The 18,190-nt window shown below is 41.7% G+C and carries 14 protein-coding genes and 1 pseudogene; 4 read left to right on the top strand and 11 right to left on the bottom strand.

Annotated features, from left to right (window positions below):
• Positions 1-177: 177 nt before the first annotated feature.
• Both V7K49_RS13735 and V7K49_RS13730 read left to right on the top strand, forming a co-directional pair.
• Complete coding sequence (locus V7K49_RS13735) at positions 178-2,373, top strand: lytic transglycosylase domain-containing protein (RefSeq protein WP_335206002.1); 2,196 nt, start codon at positions 178-180, stop codon at positions 2,371-2,373.
• 470 nt (positions 2,374-2,843) lie between these two features.
• On the top strand, positions 2,844-4,229 hold the full coding sequence (locus V7K49_RS13730; protein WP_335206001.1) for an MATE family efflux transporter: 1,386 nt from the start codon (positions 2,844-2,846) through the stop codon (positions 4,227-4,229).
• 241 nt (positions 4,230-4,470) lie between these two features.
• Here the strand turns inward: V7K49_RS13730 and V7K49_RS13725 are convergent, their stop codons facing one another.
• Both V7K49_RS13725 and V7K49_RS13720 read right to left on the bottom strand, forming a co-directional pair.
• The gene (locus V7K49_RS13725; protein ID WP_335206000.1) at positions 4,471-5,835 is read right to left on the bottom strand and encodes a serine/threonine protein kinase; all 1,365 of its coding nucleotides are present in this window, start codon (positions 5,833-5,835) and stop codon (positions 4,471-4,473) included.
• A 559-nt stretch (positions 5,836-6,394) separates the two neighbouring features.
• Positions 6,395-7,259 (bottom strand): annotated as a pseudogene (locus V7K49_RS13720) (serine/threonine protein kinase); the annotation flags it as partial.
• Between the two features lie 323 nt (positions 7,260-7,582).
• Here V7K49_RS13720 and V7K49_RS13715 point away from each other — a divergent pair.
• Positions 7,583-7,996 (top strand): SET domain-containing protein-lysine N-methyltransferase, encoded by a 414-nt coding sequence (locus V7K49_RS13715; protein WP_335205999.1) that lies wholly within the window; start codon positions 7,583-7,585, stop codon positions 7,994-7,996.
• Between the two features lie 155 nt (positions 7,997-8,151).
• On the opposite strand, the gene V7K49_RS13710 is transcribed toward V7K49_RS13715, so the two are convergent.
• The 5 genes from V7K49_RS13710 to V7K49_RS13690 form a co-directional block, all read right to left on the bottom strand.
• Positions 8,152-9,141 (bottom strand): D-alanine--D-alanine ligase family protein, encoded by a 990-nt coding sequence (locus V7K49_RS13710; protein WP_334874341.1) that lies wholly within the window; start codon positions 9,139-9,141, stop codon positions 8,152-8,154.
• A gap of 75 nt (positions 9,142-9,216) precedes the next feature.
• A complete protein-coding gene (locus V7K49_RS13705) occupies positions 9,217-9,666 on the bottom strand; it encodes an SET domain-containing protein (RefSeq protein ID WP_335205998.1) in 450 nt (149 codons plus the stop codon).
• A 34-nt stretch (positions 9,667-9,700) separates the two neighbouring features.
• On the bottom strand, positions 9,701-10,873 hold the full coding sequence (locus tag V7K49_RS13700; protein ID WP_334874337.1) for a KamA family radical SAM protein: 1,173 nt from the start codon (positions 10,871-10,873) through the stop codon (positions 9,701-9,703).
• Between the two features lie 692 nt (positions 10,874-11,565).
• On the bottom strand, positions 11,566-11,970 hold the full coding sequence (locus V7K49_RS13695; protein ID WP_335205996.1) for a hypothetical protein: 405 nt from the start codon (positions 11,968-11,970) through the stop codon (positions 11,566-11,568).
• A gap of 279 nt (positions 11,971-12,249) precedes the next feature.
• Positions 12,250-12,477, bottom strand: coding sequence for a hypothetical protein (locus tag V7K49_RS13690; protein WP_335205994.1), 228 nt, complete (start codon positions 12,475-12,477; stop codon positions 12,250-12,252).
• A gap of 579 nt (positions 12,478-13,056) precedes the next feature.
• On the opposite strand from V7K49_RS13690, the gene V7K49_RS13685 reads away from it, so the two are divergent.
• Positions 13,057-13,341: a DUF427 domain-containing protein gene (locus V7K49_RS13685; RefSeq protein ID WP_334874331.1), complete on the top strand. Its 285-nt coding sequence runs from the start codon at positions 13,057-13,059 to the stop codon at positions 13,339-13,341.
• Between the two features lie 300 nt (positions 13,342-13,641).
• On the opposite strand, the gene V7K49_RS13680 is transcribed toward V7K49_RS13685, so the two are convergent.
• The 4 genes from V7K49_RS13680 to V7K49_RS13665 form a co-directional block, all read right to left on the bottom strand.
• Positions 13,642-13,887, bottom strand: coding sequence for a PEP-CTERM sorting domain-containing protein (locus tag V7K49_RS13680; RefSeq protein WP_335205993.1), 246 nt, complete (start codon positions 13,885-13,887; stop codon positions 13,642-13,644).
• Entirely contained in the window at positions 13,871-14,212 is a 342-nt protein-coding gene (locus V7K49_RS13675; protein WP_335205992.1) for a hypothetical protein, read from the bottom strand. Before V7K49_RS13675 ends, V7K49_RS13680 begins: the two co-directional genes overlap by 17 nt.
• A 534-nt stretch (positions 14,213-14,746) precedes the next feature.
• Entirely contained in the window at positions 14,747-14,923 is a 177-nt protein-coding gene (locus tag V7K49_RS13670) for a hypothetical protein (RefSeq protein WP_335205990.1), read from the bottom strand.
• 503 nt (positions 14,924-15,426) lie between these two features.
• Positions 15,427-18,177: a HEAT repeat domain-containing protein gene (locus V7K49_RS13665; RefSeq protein ID WP_335205988.1), complete on the bottom strand. Its 2,751-nt coding sequence runs from the start codon at positions 18,175-18,177 to the stop codon at positions 15,427-15,429.
• Positions 18,178-18,190 lie beyond the last annotated feature (13 nt).

Below are 18,190 nucleotides of genomic sequence, written 5' to 3'. Positions count from 1 at the left end.
CAAAGATAGATGTAATAGTATTTAATATGTGCTATCTACTCAGTACTGCTAACTGTAGGATTGAAAATTAGGATTTTTCTACATAAAATTAAAAATCTAAAATGAAAAATTGGTAACACTGATGGTTAGGAGTGCTACAGTTTCAAGAAATTCACCGGAACTTTTCAGCGGGTATTCATGCTGAAGAAACTACAGAAAAAGCAAATTTCGATAATTGCGGGTGCAGCACTGTTTGCCTTTTTAGCTGGGGCAATGGTATCAGCACCTGAGATTGGCAAATCTCTGGGGAAATGGCTCAAACTGAGTCATAATCAAGCAGGGCAAACATCAGAGGGTAGCATTGCCCAATCAGCCGTCTTGCCACTGATCTCACAATCCCTGCCAGAACGGGCGGCAAAACTAGCAGCGATCGCCGGGCAATCGCGATCGCCAGACCGAAATCGCGCTCGTTATCTTTTAGCGAGTGATTACATTGAAAGAACCCAAGCTAAAAAAGCGCTGGTTTTACTGGACGGATTAGATAAAGACTATCCCCTTCTCGCGCCCTACATTTTGCTGAAACAAGCTCAGGCAGAGGATATCCTGGGCGAAGACGGCAAAGCCTCGGATCTGAGGCAAGGCGTGCTAAAACAGTATCCCAAAGAAGCGGCCACGGTGAAAGCGCTATATCTGATTGCCCAACCGAAGCAACAAGAAACTGCGATCGCTCAATTTCCTTCCAATCCTCTGACTTGGGAAATTATCCGCAAACGCTTGCAAGATAATCCCAATCAGCCACAATTACAATTAATATTGGCTAAATATGCCTATGATCAACCAGGCATAGTAGGCGTTTTAGATCAGCTAGTAAAACAGCCTACCCTCAAACCCGAAGAGTGGGAACTAATTGGTACAAGCTATTGGGAAAATAGTCAATTTCTGAAAGCAGCGAATGCTTATGCCAGAGCACCCAAAACATCGCGCAACCTCTACCGCACTGCACGGGGGTTACAGGTAGGAGGCAAAGATAAAGAAAAAGCGATCGCCACCTATAAACAACTAGTGCAGCAATTTCCAAATACTGAGGAAGCTGGGACTGCACTACTGCGGTTAGCAGAAACTGCAAAAACTCCTAAAGACGGCTTACCCTATCTTGAGCAGGTAATTAGTAAATTTCCGAAACAAGCTAGTACTGCACTGGTACAAAAAGCCAAAACTCTCCAAACCCTTAAGGATCAAAAGTCAGCTAGCCAGGCTTGGCAATTACTCATAGCCAAGTACGGAAATTCTGATGAAGCGGCAGAGTATCGCTGGAAAATCGCCCAAGATAAAGCCAATACCAAAGATTACGTCGGTGCTTGGCAATGGGCAGAACCAATTGTCACCAATAATCCCAATAGTATTTTGGCTCCAAGAGCAGGCTTTTGGGTAGGTAAATGGGCAGCTTTACTAAGGAAACAGCAGGAATCTCAAACTGCTTATGAGTATGTGATTAGCCAGTTCCCCTACTCTTACTATGCATGGCGAGCCGCGACGATGCTGGGGCTAAATGTTGGCAACTTTGACAACGTGCGCGTCATGAACCCGGAAGTAATCGCACCCCAGCGTCCATTACCGCCTGCTGGTTCTGAAACTTTCAAAGAATTATATCTGCTGGGTCAAGACCGCGATGCCTGGTTACAATGGCAAACAGAATTTCAGAATAAAATTCAGCCAACGGTAGCAGAGCAATTTACTGAAGGGTTAATCCGGCAGGCAAAGGGAGAAAATCTGATCGGAATTGATAAAATTTCTAAATTGGAAGACCGGGAAACACCAGCTGAACTTGCCCAATATCAGACTCTGAGTAAACAGATCACCTACTGGCAAGCGCGTTATCCATTTCCCTATCAGCGAGAGATTGAAAAATGGTCTATTGAGCGTAAACTCAATCCTCTGTTAGTCACGGCTCTGATCCGTCAAGAGTCGCGGTTTGAGCCAAAAATCAAATCCGTCGCTGATGCTACTGGCTTAATGCAGTTGTTGCCGACTACAGCTAAATGGATCGCCCCACAAATTAAGTTGGATATCAAAACAATAAACCTCGAAAATCCCAACGACAATATCATGCTGGGTACATGGTATTTGGATCATACCCATCAGCAATATAACAATAACTCCTTGCTGGCGATCGCCAGTTACAATGCTGGCCCCGGCAATGTCTCCAAATGGCTACAAACTCTAACTACAAAAGATCCGGATGAGTTTGTTGAAGAAATTCCCTTTGATGAAACCAAAAATTATGTGCGTCAAGTATTTGGCAACTATTGGAATTATTTGAGACTTTACAACCCTGAGATTTCTGGCATTGTCGCAAAGTACTCGACTACACACCCAAAATTGCCGGCGCAGTGATTTTACCCAATCGGGTAGAAATGAGCAAGCAGGGAGCAGAGGAGCAGGGAAAGCACATATACAATTTTACGTGAGTTCCATGAACCTCTCCCTGCCTTGAATTAAAGTTCAAACCTGTCCCTCTCGCCCATCGGAGAGGGACAGGTTTTGTGTAGTAAAACCTCTTAGAGGTCTTTTTATTCAACTAATTAGTGGATACCAGCTGAATTGTCGAACTCACGGATAGTTAGGTGGGGCGATGCCTACGGTGGTCACTGACTTGTACTGAGCGCAGTCGAAGTAGCTTTGCCGTTCGCGCAGCGTCTCGTAGAGAAGTGCGGGCTGCGCCTACGCTGTTTTTTGTGTTGAGAGGGTGAGGCGATCGCCTATTTCACAGCCAACAGGTTGAGTTTAGTGCGCCTGTAGGCGTTAATATAACTTAATCTATTAAATTTTACTTTTTTTGCACCCTTGTTAATTTTTGTGCCCCAATGGAGTTAACTTCAAAAGAATTTAAGTCAGAACTGATATTAGAAGTCCAAGCCTGCCTGCAATTGGCAGTTCCTCTGGTAATTACTCAAATATTAGAAGCGGGCATTCCTTTGTTGGATGGGGTGATGATGGGCTTACTTAACAGCCAAGCTTTAGCTGCGGGTGCTTTAGGTGCTGTTACCTTTTCTACTCTAGCTTCCGTTTGTCGTTCTATTCTTTCAGCTGCGGGTGTAAATGTCGCAAATGCTTTTGGTGCAGGAAAAATAGACCAAGTTGGCCGTGCTACAGCTCAAGGAATTTGGTTAGCTGTGACGATGTGCTTACCTGTGATGTTTATCATTTGGCACTTTGACTATATCCTACTGCTGACTGGTCAAGAAGAAAGCAATGTGTTATTGGCTCAAACATATTTGCGGTCTATTGTTTGGGGTTTTCCTGCTGCGCTCGGTTTCTGTATTTTAAAAGAAGTTAGCTCTGCTCTGAATCGCCCCCAGTTCCTAACAATAATTACAGTGGCTGGACTATTATTGAATGCGGCTGCAAATTACGTGCTAATGTTCGGTAAATTTGGTTTACCAGCCCTTGGTTTAGCTGGTATCGGTTGGGCAAGCACACTCATTTTTTGCCTGAATTTTATCGCCGCCGCCGCCTGGGTTTACTTCGACAACTACTTTAAAGATTACCAGCTTGATAGCGCTCTACATCAGTTTGATAAAGATATGTTTGTAGATATCTTCCAAACTGGATGGTTCTTGGGGTTGCAGTATGGAGCAGAAATTGGAGTATTCACTGCCACTGCTTTATTTATGGGGTGGTTTGGGACAGAGACGTTAGCAGCCCATGAAATTACCGTCGAGACAGAAAGTTTTGTCGAAACAGTATCTATAGGTATTTCCTATGCCATCACGATGAGAGTAGGACAGCTGAGGGGAGAAAATGATCTCAAGGGTGCAAGCAGAGCAGGATTTGTCTGCATTGCGCTTGTTACTCCCATTGTGAGCATTGTGGCACTAATTTTTTTGTTGTTTCCCAACTATATTGTGGCAATGTATTTGGACACCAGTAGTCCGGATAATGTGGAGATAGTTAAAACGGCAACTTCTTTCCTAGCCGTAGGGGCAATAGTTCAGATATTTTATTCTATTCAGACTATTGCTGCTGGTGCGTTGATCGGGTTGAAGGACACCAAAGTACCAGTGTTAATTACTATGTTTGCTTACTGGGGCGTTGGTCTAGGTGGGGGCTATTTGATGGCATTCACTTTAGGTTGGGGTGCTATTGGTTTATGGTTAGGTTTAGTATTAGGGCTATTCATGGGTGCAGTGCTTTTAACTTGGCGTTTTTATCTTTTGACTTCCGATATAAGTCTGGTTGAACAGCCCTAAAATATAGCGGTTCCCATTCAGATGCATTACAACATTATATTGCGAGGTGTAGGGGCACGGCAGTGCCCATTGGTGTCAACTTAAGCGCAAACCCCTTTTCAAACCTCGTTTCCAGCCTCTAGCTGGAAATGCTGTTCATTGTGGCTCTGCCGCGAGTAAGGAAGGCGGAGCCTAAGAGTAGGCATTCCCAGTCGGAGACTCTTAACGAGACATAGAATTGCAATAGATGGGTGCCATTAGTTCATGAATTATTGATAATTAACAAATTTAACCATTCATTTAGTTCCTGTATTAACCACTCCAGTTCTGCCTCAGTGAAATGAGTATATCTATTAAGATAATAAATAGTAGAGCCAGCAGAAATCCGCAATAAAGGCTGATTATTTAAAAGATTAGAATTTGATTTGATGAGTTTCGATACAGATATATTTTTCCGTAATGCTGGGGGAGCAACAAGCCATTTGATTCCGATAAAATTATGCATCACTACTAACTGATGAGAGTCAATTATCACACGAGTGCGTTTGCATAGTCCCCAAATAAAGGCAAATAAAAGTAAAGCGATCGCACTCCCTTGGATGCAAAAGCCAATTATCTTTATTGGTGGAGAACTTCCTACCACCCCAATCGTCAAAAAATTAAAACCCAATGCCAAAGGTGTGACCAAGGAGATAAGCATAATTAAGCCAATGCTAAATCCTTTGGATGGCAAGAGAATTTCTAGACTTTTAGAGGTTTTGATTAAGTGAATTTTACTCGCAAACGGTTTTTTTAATGCAAGCGTTGTCTGCTTTCTAGAAGGGGGTTTTTCTAATGCTTGCATTGCTACTTCTGTTGTAGAAAATCTCTGGTCTAAACTTGGCTCAGTTATCCATTCCAACCAATCAGCAAATTCTAGACTGAGATTGCAAGATTGTCGGAATTGAATACGTAACTCCTGCTGTGGTAATTCTGTAGGATGCAATCCTGTGACGAGATAAATTAAAGTTGCACCCAAGCTATAGAGATCGGAGGCGGGAGTTACCCTACCACCAAATTGCTCTGGAGGCATATAGCCATAAGTACCGACTACAGTAATTGTGCCGCCTTCTTGAGCAGCTAGAGTCTGTACAGAGCCAAAATCTACAAGGTAAATCTGACCAACACTATTACCAGAACGATTTGTAAGTAGAATATTGCTGGGTTTAATATCTCGATGAATTACAGACGGTTGCTGGTGGTGTAAATAGGAGAGAATTGTCAGGAGCGATCGCGTTAATTCTTTTACCTCTGCTTCACTAAATGTTCGTCCTGCTTGTAAATGTTCCTCTAAAGATTTCGCCCCTACATAAGTTTGTACTAACCCAAAGCCTTTATCATCGGGCGTATCTAGCTCAAAGTAATCTATATAGCGCGGGATAGCAGGATAATCAAGCGCTTTTAAAGTTTCCGCTTCCCGTTGAAATAACTTTAAGTCTTGCCAATTGAAATCTTGCCCCAAGCACAAGATTTTTACCACTACCTGTTGTGAAGAATGCAAATCCAAGGCTAGAAAAGTTCGTCTTCCGGTTTGTCTTCCTAATTCTCTTTGGACTTGATAACGCTGATTAAATATTTCACTGTTCATTTATTTAATAACCTATATTGCTTTTCATACCACTGGGCAATAAATTTGCTAGCTGCTCCCATACTTAGCCCAGTGATAACAGAAGGTGCAATCACCAAAAATAGGCTAGTACCGCAAGGCGGAAGTCAAAAGTCAAAAGTCAAAAGTCAAAAGTATTATGGAATAAGCTCTTTAGGGCTTTTCAATGGTCTGCTTATTTACGCCGTGCTGTACTAGTGATAATTGACCCATCAGAAAAAGAACCATGAAACAGCAGCATGAATCCAAATAAAGCAGCAGCCATCCCAAATGTAGTGCTGATAATGCCGATTATGCGTCGATGCAAGTGGGCATTTTTTAGCGGGAAGAAGAATAACCGCGTAATAATGCTGACTAAAAATCCATTAACAAACGCAATGGAAAAACCAATTAATGCACCAAATTGTAGTCCTGCAATGCTGCCGAATCCTGGAAACACAACTGTGCTATAAATAGCAGCACAACCTGCTACAACTAAGCCTCCAGTAAAGGTGCTACGCCAGATGGCATTCCACAATAAATCCCAGATGTTCACTGGTTTGGGAGGATTCACCGCAGCTAGGTCATTGACTGGCAACCGACCTGTTTCCAAGGCTTTTAAGGCAATTGAGGCAGACATTAAACGTTGCTCTAGACTGGGTTCTGTTAGCCATTGCAACCAACCTACCAATGCAGGACTAAGTTTAACTAAGTCTTGAAATGCAATTCGCAAATCTTTCTGAGGCAAATCGGCGGGATGAATACCTGTCGCTAAAGCAATAAGAGTAGCACCAAGACTGTAAAGGTCAGAAGCAGGCGTTTACATAGCCACCAAATTGTTCTGGGGGCATATAGCCGTAAGTCCCGACAATCGTTACTGTCTTACCTGCTTTGGTTGCTAAGGTTTGCACAGAACCAAAATCTACCAAGTAAATCTGTTTAACACTATTGCTACGCTCTGCCAAAATGATATTGCTGGGCTTGATGTCGCGGTGAATAACTGGAGGCTGTCGCCCGTGTAGATAAATCAGGATATTTAACAGTGCTGTAGCAATTTCTTTAACTTCAGTTTCTGTAAAAATCCGCCCAGTTTTCATATATTTTTCCAGAGATTGACCTTCTACAAAGCTCTGGACAAGAGCATAACCTTTACTGTTAGAGGGATCTAATTCAAAGTAGTCGATATAACGAGGAATGGCAGGATGCTCAACTGCTTTGAGGGTTTCGGCTTCTCGTTCAAATAGCTTTAAATCTTCCCAAGCAAAATCATTACTAAAGGTTAGCAGCTTGATAATAACTAATTGCTCAGTTTGAATGTCACGGGCTAAGAGAGTACGTCTTCCTGCTTTCTTGCCTAACTCTTGTTGAATTTCGTAGCGTTCTTGAAGGATTTGTTTGGGAAAGTCATTGAGGCTTTGACCTGCCATTTGTCCACTCCGAGTTTTCATATTTACAACTTGTTACAGTTGAATCTACCAAAAACTACAAAGGGAAAATGATAGATTCCGCATTCTTTAAAATATTGGACTTATACAGAGTTGTGAACAATTTAGGGATGAGGGAGATGAGGATAATGCTTTTGTTATAACGTTTATTCGTAAAGTTGCAATATATTTTACCCATCGGCTAGCGCCGTACCACGCTAGTTGCCATAATGCGGGTCTCCCCGATGCCTTGAGGGGACTACAGGTGGGTCTAATAAGGCACACCTTCATAGAGAATTAGTATGAAGACATAGAGACTTTTAATTATGCTGACTCCCGAAGAGATAGAAAAGTTGATTAACAATGCACCTAAATGTGAAGTTTGTAAGAGTAGAATTGACGGTTACGGGCTTTTTGCTAAGGAGTTGATATTAGAAGGAGAGCAAATAATAGACTTTAGCTTTTCCAATTTTTACCAAGAGGTTAGATATGCCGATCAAACGGATGAATTTCTGAGGGAGGGTAAATTCATTGGAATTAGTGAGGAAATTTGTTTAACGGCTGAGGGTTCAACTAAGTTCGCCGCAGTCAATCATTCTCAAAATCCCAATGCCGTGGTTGACCTTGAAAAACGCAAAGTATTTGCTTTGATAGATATTCACCCCAATGAGGAAATAACGATAGACGTGCGTTTGGAGCCAATGTCCGAGCGAGCAAAGCAATTCTCGCCGTGGCTTTGAGCTATATACTGCTGTTCGGAGGAATTTGAATGTAGAGATGTAAAATTTTACGTCTCTACAGGGGTTTTTATCGCCATGCACAATCAGTATCATTCTGCAATCAGCAACGCCAAAAAACAAGACCCCATAGTGAGCGATCGCCACTCATGACTAAATCAACATTTGTACCTTTGCCATGCAGACTCAACTATTTCAGCAATGATTTCTGTGTATGTCACATCACCCAAACGTCCCATAATTACCAGGTCTGAGCGGATATAATGTAGCCCTGGCAGTGGGTTAACCTCCATAAACTGCAACCCACCGCTAGCATCGCAACGCAGATCCACGCGGGCAGCGTCACGGCAACCAAGAGTATGGTAAACATCCAGGGCCAGCTGCCTTGCCTGTGCTGCCAGTGGCTCAGGATCTATGAGCAAACCATAAGATACCCGTTCCAGATACTCATCCTTGTTGAGGGTGGTATAGGCGAAAGCTTCCGCTTCTCCTGTAAAAATTACTTCCATCACACCTACTACCCGTGAGTTGCTGCCGTTGCCAATAATGCCCACCGTTACTTCTCGACCGGGAAGAAAGGTTTCTACGAGTACGGACTGCTGAAATAGTTCGCGTAACAATTGATAAGTATTTACTAGCTTTTGACGTTCTTTGACAAGAGAACGCCCGGTTACCCCTTTAGAACTGCCCTCTGCTACAGGCTTGAGGAAAACTGGCATTGGCAGCGATACGGCTGTTGCTTCTGCGGTAGTATTCACCACTTCAAAAGGGGCTGTCGGCAAACCGCGATCGCGCACCAGCCTCTTAGCAAGCGCCTTGTCTAACGTTAAGGCACAGGTAAGCGGATCGGAAAAGGTATAGGGTTGAGCGAATAATTCACAGACTGCGGGGACTTGGGCTTCACGAGAGCGACCCTTCAAACCCTCAGCAATATTGAAAACTAGATCCCAGCGATCGCCCTTGGCCAAGCGCAGAGCAAGTTCTCTACCATTGCCGACACGTTCAACCTGATGACCTAACTGAAATAGTGCATTTTCCAGCCCGATGATAGTTTCTTCATCGTCGAACTCCATTACTTCAGAAGCACTGAAACCAGCCTTAAGGTAGTCTGCCTTCAGGTCATAACATAGACCAATTAATAACCCCATAGATAATTCCTGGTAAGAAAGCTTTCGCTGTTAGCTGTAATATGCAACTCAGGTTAATTGCAGAAATTTTGATTACTAAGTCTTCAATGGAGTCGAAAATATCTCATCAACAACATCGAACCAAATAACAGATTGATCGTTAGGAGAACCGTTATAGTTGGCAGTAATTTCTTCTCCTACTTTTATATCTCGGTAGGCAATCAATTCCACCTCCCCTTTGGCGAATTTTTTCACATAGTAAGTATTCGGATCGTAAGAATGGTTGAACAGGGACATTAAACCAAGTGCGATCGCCGCACTTTTATCTTCCCAATCGTAGTAGTAGTTACTCAAAACTGTTTTATCTAGGAATTCAACCTGTTCTGCGGGTATAACCACAACTGGCGATCTCTCAATCATCTCTCCTTTCAAAAAGCCCTTCTGTGCGAAGACACCTCGACCTTTTAAGTTTGTATTGCCCACAATCAACATTCCAACTACTCTCCTGCGATTACTCAGTTTTTTGGTAGAAGCTAAAAGAACCATCCCAATTGGCTCTTTTAGATGATGGCGGTCAAACTCACATAATAGTGTCAGTCCTGCTCCACGGATCTACATAGGTGTATGTCTTCCCTGCCCAATTTTGCACTGTAGCTGTGCCCTTCTCATAGGCAAGTAGCGTCTCGGCTTGAATTGGGACTTTGCCACCACCGCCAGGGGCATCAATTACATAGGTTGGTACAGCATAGCCAGTAGTATGACCACGCAATTTAGAAATTAGATCAATCCCAGTTTGAACACTCGTTCGCAGATGTGCAGTGCCAACAACTGGATCGCATTGGTAAAGGTAATAGGGTCGCACACGCAACTTCAGAAGACCGTGAAACAGATTTTTGAGGGCTTTTTCAGAGTCATTCACACCTTTTAACAGCACAGTTTGACTACCTAGAGGAATGCCACCATCAGCTAGGCGATCGCAAGCTTGTGCCACTTCCGGGGTAAGTTCCTGCACATGACAAAAGTGCAAAGACAGCCACACACGATGTTTACGAAGCAAGGCAACCAATTCCGGTGTAATTCGCTGCGGTAAGAAACTCGGCACGCGGGAACCAATTCGGATAAATTCAATATGCCTAATGGCACGCAGCCGCCCAAGCAAATTGTTTAAAGGTTCATCAGACATCAACAGAGGATCACCACCGGAAATTAGCACATCACGGATCTCAGTGTGTTGCTCCAGGTAAGCAACGATCGCATCCAACCGCCGCGTTACTGGGTACATCTCACCTTGGCTCACCAAACGAGAGCGAGTGCAATAACGGCAATAAGCAGCGCAAGTGTCTAGGGCAAGCAGCAACACCCGATCAGGGTAGCGGTGTACGAGTCCTGGCACGGGAGTGTCGTTATCTTCACCACATGGATCTACCATGTCTGCGGCACTGACTACTAGTTCTTCTTCCCGTGGGATGACTTGTAACCGTAATGGGCAAAGCGGATCTTCTGGATCAAGGAGTGATGCAAAGTATGGTGTGACGGCTACAGCAAACTTCTCTGGTGCGATTAAAAGTCCCTGTTCTTCGGCAGCACTAAGCCTTAATAACCTCTGAAAGTGTTCCAGTTTAGTCAACCGATGCCGCATTTGCCAGCGCCAATCGTTCCAGCGTTCCTGGTTGTAAGTTTCTCCCAAAATCCCACAAATTTCTTCACACCGAACATCCGTAACTAGAGGCTCTAGAATAGTGTTTTTGATCATGACTTAGAACTAAATCAAGCTGAGAATAATAAACTAATCACAGCCTGGTTTGTTTACCTACGAATCTAGGTAAAGGAGAAAAGTATTGACAACTGTCACCAGTTGTGATCCCAACTCTTCTTAAAACAGGCGATTACCGTTGTAGCATAGAAATTAGAACTTACGCACTGTACAAACTAACCCTAATGTGTATTACGCAAAATAACCGTTTCAGGCGCTGCTCACAAGGTTAATTTGGTCGCATATTTACTATGTTAGATGTTAGATATGGCTGAAAAGCCCAAATTTTCTATAGTACATATGTATGATGCGTAAGTCTTAATTTTAGTACAGCGATCGCTTGTTTTGCTATGAATAAGCAGGAGCGTAGGCGCAGCCCGCACTTCTCTACGAGACGCTCTTGCTATGCTTGCTTAAGAGTAGGGGTACGACATGGTTCGACTGCGGCTCCATCGAGCGTTCGCGTAGCGTCTCGTAGAGAAGCCGAGATGCTCACCAGCCGCTTAGTGACCACCGTAGACATCGCTTTTTATAACGTATCTACAAACTTTGACCCATCTGTAGTTAGGAATAAGAATTAAATAACATACAATTTATATCCCTAACTTACCTCACCCTCATTCCCTCTCCTTATAAAAGAGAGGGAAGCAAGATAGAGGATGAAGTTTTGCATTTTATTTAATCCACGTTCCTTAGTTATCTAAATCATTAATATTACTCAATGATGTCAACTGCGACTCGACCGCATTGAGATAACTTTGATCATTCAAAATTTGTGCTGGTAATTTGTTAGCTTTGACAGCAGCCTGAACCACATCTTTTGCAGTCACTTTTCCTATTTGGAATTCAGATACCAAAGCGCCCCCACTAGGAATACCCTGCTCTTTGAAATAACCTTGATAAGCTAGAAAGGTAGTATTGAAAGGTTGGAGATAGCTGGCATTTTGGGAATTAGTACGTAAAGCATTAGAGTTGATATCTGTGTTTATTTGTCCGGCACTATTGTTATTATTAGCTGTTTGAGCGCCAACAATTCCAGGTATAAAAGCGATACAAGCAACGACAAATGCAGAATTGAGCAAGTTTGTAACTCTCATAATATTCTTCTCTATTTAACTAACTTAATTAATATTGGCTATTAATAAAAATCTATCATTTAGCAATCTAAAACTATTGCTTTTAAGTCATTATATCGGTTTATCTATTATTCATTGATTTTGGCAAGAGGATTTAAAAAAAGCTAGAATAATCTTAAATTTTCTAAATTAACTATAAGATTACAATGCAGCAATTCAGAAATATTTGATGAAATTATATAAAACTATAATTGCTAAAATGATGTAATTTACAACTCAAAAGAACAAAGTTAAATTAGATCATTCAAAATTACTAAGACCCATCATGTGATACGCAATAAAGCTAGTATCAAAGGGTTTGAGGTAATTTACATTCGTGGAATAGCTAGATAAAGTGTCAGAGTTAACTACTGTATTTATTGATGCGCCACTGTTGTTATCATTGGCTGTATGAAGACTAGTAATTTTAGGCATAGAATTAATCCAAGCAACAATACGTGCAGAATTTATCAAGTTTGTAAGTTTCATAGAGTTATCCTCAAGTAGAACAAAGTACAATCAGTCTGTGATATCTAGTAATAGAGTCCACTATTTTATAAATCTCAACCTCCTACACTCAGTTCATTTGATAGCTTGATTTGTTAATTATCCAAACGGCTGAGTCAAATTGACCCAAATATCAGAAATTGGGAATTCGTATAAGATTTAGTAAGTAATAACTCAGAAAAGGCAAAGGTGCGCTATATAAAATCTTTTATTCGCAAGCATTTATAGAAGGTGCGAACGCTCACATATATGTAATTATGATCTTCTCTTCTAGATATTTTTTGCTTTCGGCTAGAAACTGAAATCCAACTATGTTTTAGCTAATAAAGTTTGCATACCAATATGCTAGAAAATATTTATGATAAAAACAAATACTTTTAGTTCTTAACTTGATAAATAAAAGTTATGTAAAATAATATTGGCATTACAAAGTTTTCTATAAACCTTACTGACCATTCATTTGAGTTTGGACGGACTCTCGTGTAAGGTAGCCGTTCAGGAGGATAAAATAAGCTGATCGTGTCAAAATGTTAAATGTATACTTTATTTGCAAACTCACTTATGCCAAAAGCAATTTGGAATGGAACAGTTTTAGCTGAGAGCGATAATACCGTAGTTGTGGAAAACAACCATTATTTCCCTGCTGACACCATTAACAAGCAGTACTTCACAGACAGTAATACCCACACTACTTGTCCTTGGAAAGGTGTCGCCAACTACTACAGTATCGACGTTGATGGGCAAGTCAACAAAGATGCCGCATGGTACTATCCCAGCACCAAAGAGAAGGCTAAGAATATCGAGGGTTATGTAGCCTTCTGGAAGGGTGTAAAAGTTGAGGCTTAATAAAAGTTCCTGGAAGTATTTTATTTTCAGGGACATTAATATTATGTCCGGCTAATTGCCTATTAAATACGAAGCCCGCCTGCGCGGGCTTCGTATTTAAACTATTTGCGAATTTATTTTAACTGTTCTTGTCATCACTCGTTTGACGACTATAGAGAAGAATTTTGGAGTGTAATCTACTGAAGCGATCGCCATCATCAACTCCCATCATCAACTCTAATCCGAAAAGCACACAAGGGATGATTTGGCTACACCATTTCAATCAATGCAGTTTAAGTAAAACTTTATTTTGAGACGTAATTATACCTTTGCCTTGGGAAATGCTACTTGCTTTTTCTTCGCCAGCCAAGCCAGACTACCCGCAAGTATAATACCAGCGATCGCACTAGGTTCGGGTACTGCTTTTGATATAATAGCATTGGGTGGAAGAATTATGCCGATTGTTAGTAGAGCTAGCTCTCTTGCTAGACCAGGGCTGATTTGGTCAAGATTGCTGCCGTTGACGTTGCTGAGGGCAATGTTTAGGTTTTTAGTAGAGATCGGCACTAATGTCAAACACGGGGAATTGATTGTTGCCACTGATGGTAAGTAAATTAGCACCTGGCCCATTAATAGTAAGATTTTTTGCGATCGCAATTGCCCCACTCGTCAGGGCAATTGTACTAGGGTGATTTCCCAATAAGAACTCTACCACATCATTGCTAGTTGCCATGTTGATAGTGTCTCGCAACGAGCCAACACCACTGTCATTGAGATTGTTAACCGTCAAGGTAGCAGCTTGTGCTGATTCTACTTGCATTATTGCCCAACACAGAGCAACGGCTGTGGAAATAGCTTGAGCGACAGCCTTTTTTCTATTGTTTTTTGTCACTTAAAACTCCTCTGATTAATTTGTCAAAAAATAAAAAAACTCACTTCTAAAGTTGATAAATACATCATTATAATATAAGACTCATATTTGATTTTTGAAATATCCGTAGGGGAGCCAGTGCGTTTTTGTACTTAGAGGTTGTTTGAAAAGTGGTATATTGTAATTTTTATCGAATTATTACCCCCCTTAGTCCCCCCTTATAAAGGGGGGTAAAACGCCTGTGCATCATGCATTTAAACTTAAGTTGACACTAATGCCCGTCGTAAACATCGCTATTTGCTATCGTTTTGGGATAGTCTCATTGTTGCCAGTGCCGTGTTTAGGGCAAGCAAGTATTTTGTACTGAGAAGATATGCAAAATGGCTTAATTATTGAAAATGCCTTACAGATTGTCAATCCATTTTTTGAGGTAAAAACATGAATCTAGAACGTTTAAATTTAGCAGTGGCTTCGATTTGAATCAAAGGTGGTTCACTCTACATCAATACCTTCCCACAGTTGAGAGATAGGTACAGTATTTCCGGTCATCGCATCTTACCAACCTTGACGAAAACTTTCACTCGCAGACTCGACAAGTTCATTATCCTCTTCATTCTCTTCCGTGATTAAGATAATGACTCGGACGCGGCTGTATTTTGCTATAGTCAACGGCTTGTCTAAAAAAATTCGACCCAATTCGTTCACGGTTCCCTTGGCTTCAATTGCTTTCATTGTCGTGAATCTGAGTTGTGCTGTTAATAGTATAAGACTTGTATGTTTTGTTTAAGCGTTACTAAGAATTGCACAAGCATTAGGTACAAAGACTCAAGCTATTGTGATTAACGTTAAAGCATTTATAACAAATGCATAAACAATTGCTGCAAATGAGACAGCAATTACTACAAATGAGTACCCATTTATAATAAATGCTTAATTTGTTTGATTAAATTTTAACTATTTATTATGAATGAGATAGCAATTGCTACAAGTGAGTACCCATTGATAATAAATGCTTAATTTGTTTGATTAAGTTTTAAGTATTTATTATGAATGCGACAGCATTTGTTATAAACGGGTACACAATTGCTGTAAATGAGTATCCATTTATAATTAAGACTTAAGCTGTTGTTGCTAACAGACAAACATTCGTAACGTCCGCGTCTGTCTTGGTAATGAATGCACAAGCTATTGTTATCACGGGAACTTCATTTCTAACGTCGCTGCTGCAAAAGTAGTTAAATTATTCTTGTGAAGAGGATTCTCTTTAAGGTTCGCATCACACGAGTAGCAATATTATGCTGATGCCAAGCTTGATAGAAATCGGGGAAAGGCATATTATCGGCGTAATTGCAGGCTAAATAGAAGAAGTTATCATCCAATAGCAAATAACTATTTAAAGCTTTAACTACCTCAAAGCGATCCTGATTATTCTGTATAATTCTCCCTAAGCTTTCTGCTGCATTTATACAGGTGTTGTAGTTTACAGTAGTTGATTGCAGCAGTTGCACCAAGGCGGTGATCGCAATTTTATTGCCAGGGTCGATTGTCCCTAAGCTATCTGCTGCACGCCAACGGGTGGAGTCATCCACAGTAGTTGATTGCAGCAATTGCACTAAGGCTGCGATCGCAATTTCATTGCCAGTGCCGATTTCCCCTAAGCTATCTGCTGCCTGCATACGGGTGGAGTCATCCACAGTAGTTGATTGCAGCAGTTGCACTAAGGCTGCGATCGCAATTTTATTGCCAGGGTCGATTTTCCCTAAGCTATCTGCTGCACGCCAACGGGTGGAGTCATCCACAGTAGTTGATTGCAGCAGTTGCACTAAAGCGGCGATCGCAAATTCATTGCCTGTGCCGATTTTCCCTAAGCTATCTGCTGCACGCCAACGGGTGGAGTCATCCACAGTAGTTGATTGCAGCAGTTGCACTAAAGCGGCGATCGCAAATTCATTGCCTGTGCCGATTTTCCCTAAGCTATCTGCTGCACGCCAACGGGTGGAGTCATCCACAGTAGTTGATTGCAGCAATTGCACTAAGGCTGCGATCGCAATTTCATTGCCAGTGCCGATTTCCCCTAAGCTATCTGCTGCCTGCATACGGGTGGAGTCATCCACAGTTGTTGATTGCAGCAGTTGCACTAAGGCAGCGATCGCAATTTTATTGCCAGGGTCGATTGTCCCTAAGCCTCCTGCTGCAACCATACGCTTGTAGTCATCCACAGTAGTTGATTGCAGCAGTTGCACCAAGGCAGCGATCGCAATTTCATTGCCTGTGCCGATTTCCCCTAATTTATATGCTGCACGCCAACGGGTGGAGTCATCCACAGTAGTTGATTGCAGCAGTTGCACCAAGGCAGGGATCGCAAATTTATTGCCAGGGTCGATTGTCTCTAATTTATATGCTACCTCTATACGGTTGAAGTCATCCACAGTTGTTGATTGCAGCAGTTGCACCAAGGCAGCGATCACTTTTGTGCGGTCTGTTTGTTGCAATGCTGACTCAGGTTCCGGTTCGATTGAACTCTTACTACCAAACTCACTCTCAAGTGTAAACATGACAATTTTTCTTACTATTTCATCTGCTCTTAAATAAGCTTTAAACTCTGCAATTCCTGCGGCGACTAAAAAATAGACGCGATATTCATAAATTTTTCGACATCCATCTTTAAAATTAACTAAAGCATCGATAAACTGTTGCTTTTGCTCTTTTAAACTTTCTTCTTCTCGCCCTAGCCAAAGTAATATTGTTTGCTTCCATTGCCGTTCAAAAATGCGATAAGTTCCTTCACTGGGATCTTTAGGATTGTGGTTGAGAAAGAAATGCCAGTCATCAATTGCTTTAGCAGCAAAGTACTCTTGAAATGAGGCATGAAAGAAAGCGTAAACAGGTTTTCTATTTTTATCTATCCCTACACAGTTTAGCCAGCCGCGATTTAGTGCCAATTTCAGCAGTGAATTTTCATCATCAACATCTCCCAAAAACTGACTAACAAAATCCTGCCGCAAGCGAAAACGGTTTGCTTCTTTATCTATGGCTTCTCTAGCTAATTCCCATAGTTTGACATTGAGTTGCTGACGCTGGTAAGAGTTTGTAGCAAATTCCTCTTTTTTCCACTTGTAGAAGTCATCAACAAATTGCTGATAGAGTCCCGCTTGAGTATCCGGTAATTTGCCATCTCCTGCTTGCCAATTCAAGCACAACAGCGTCAACCGCAGAGGATTTTTCACTAAATCCTGAATCCGTTCTTTACCTGATTCTTTCAACTTACTACATAACTGCTTCCCAAATTTGGGAATTTCAATTTTATTGAACCATTTATCAATAAATCTCTCCACCTGTTCTGGATAAGAAAAATCTAAACTGCGATAGGTATCAAAATCATCAAGTGCATTAATGCTGCCATCCCACAGATTAACCCGACAGGTCAGCACAATTCGCGCTTTATAAATTGACCCTCCTTCACGGAGTTGCCGTGCAATTTCTGTTAGAGGATTACCTGAAGATGCGGACATCTCATCTAACCCATCTAGCAGCAGCCAGACATTATTTTGATTAAACTGAAGAACAAAATCTTTCTTCAGTTGCTCAGTAGCTTCAGCTTTACCTGTTTTTTCAGCAGCTTGAGTCAACCAAGTCTTAAATAGATAAGATTTTAGTTCCTCACCTCGCAAATCTGCTAAAGATACCCAAATGACAATGGACTGGTGAATCTCACGAGATACCCAATCAGCAATCTGCTGTAAAAGTGTTGTCTTTCCTGCTCCTGGTTCGCCAATAATCGCAATTCGCTTACCTTTACTTTTAGGCGTGTTCTTCTGTTTAAGAACTTCTTCGAGAAAAACATCATGCTCAAACGTTTTGGTGATTTCTGTCTCCTTATACAGTTCTGAACCCTGTTCTGGAGAAATATCATCATGACGCTTGGATGGTTTTTTGCGCTCAACTAATCCCAGTGGCACGTAAACATCATCAACTTGCAGGGTCACTCCCTCAGTTAAT

Source organism: Nostoc sp., from assembly GCF_036919675.1.
Lineage (GTDB): Bacteria > Cyanobacteriota > Cyanobacteriia > Cyanobacteriales > Nostocaceae > Nostoc.
Note: the sequence above shows the minus strand (reverse complement) of the source record. Positions and strands in the feature narration are given on the sequence as shown.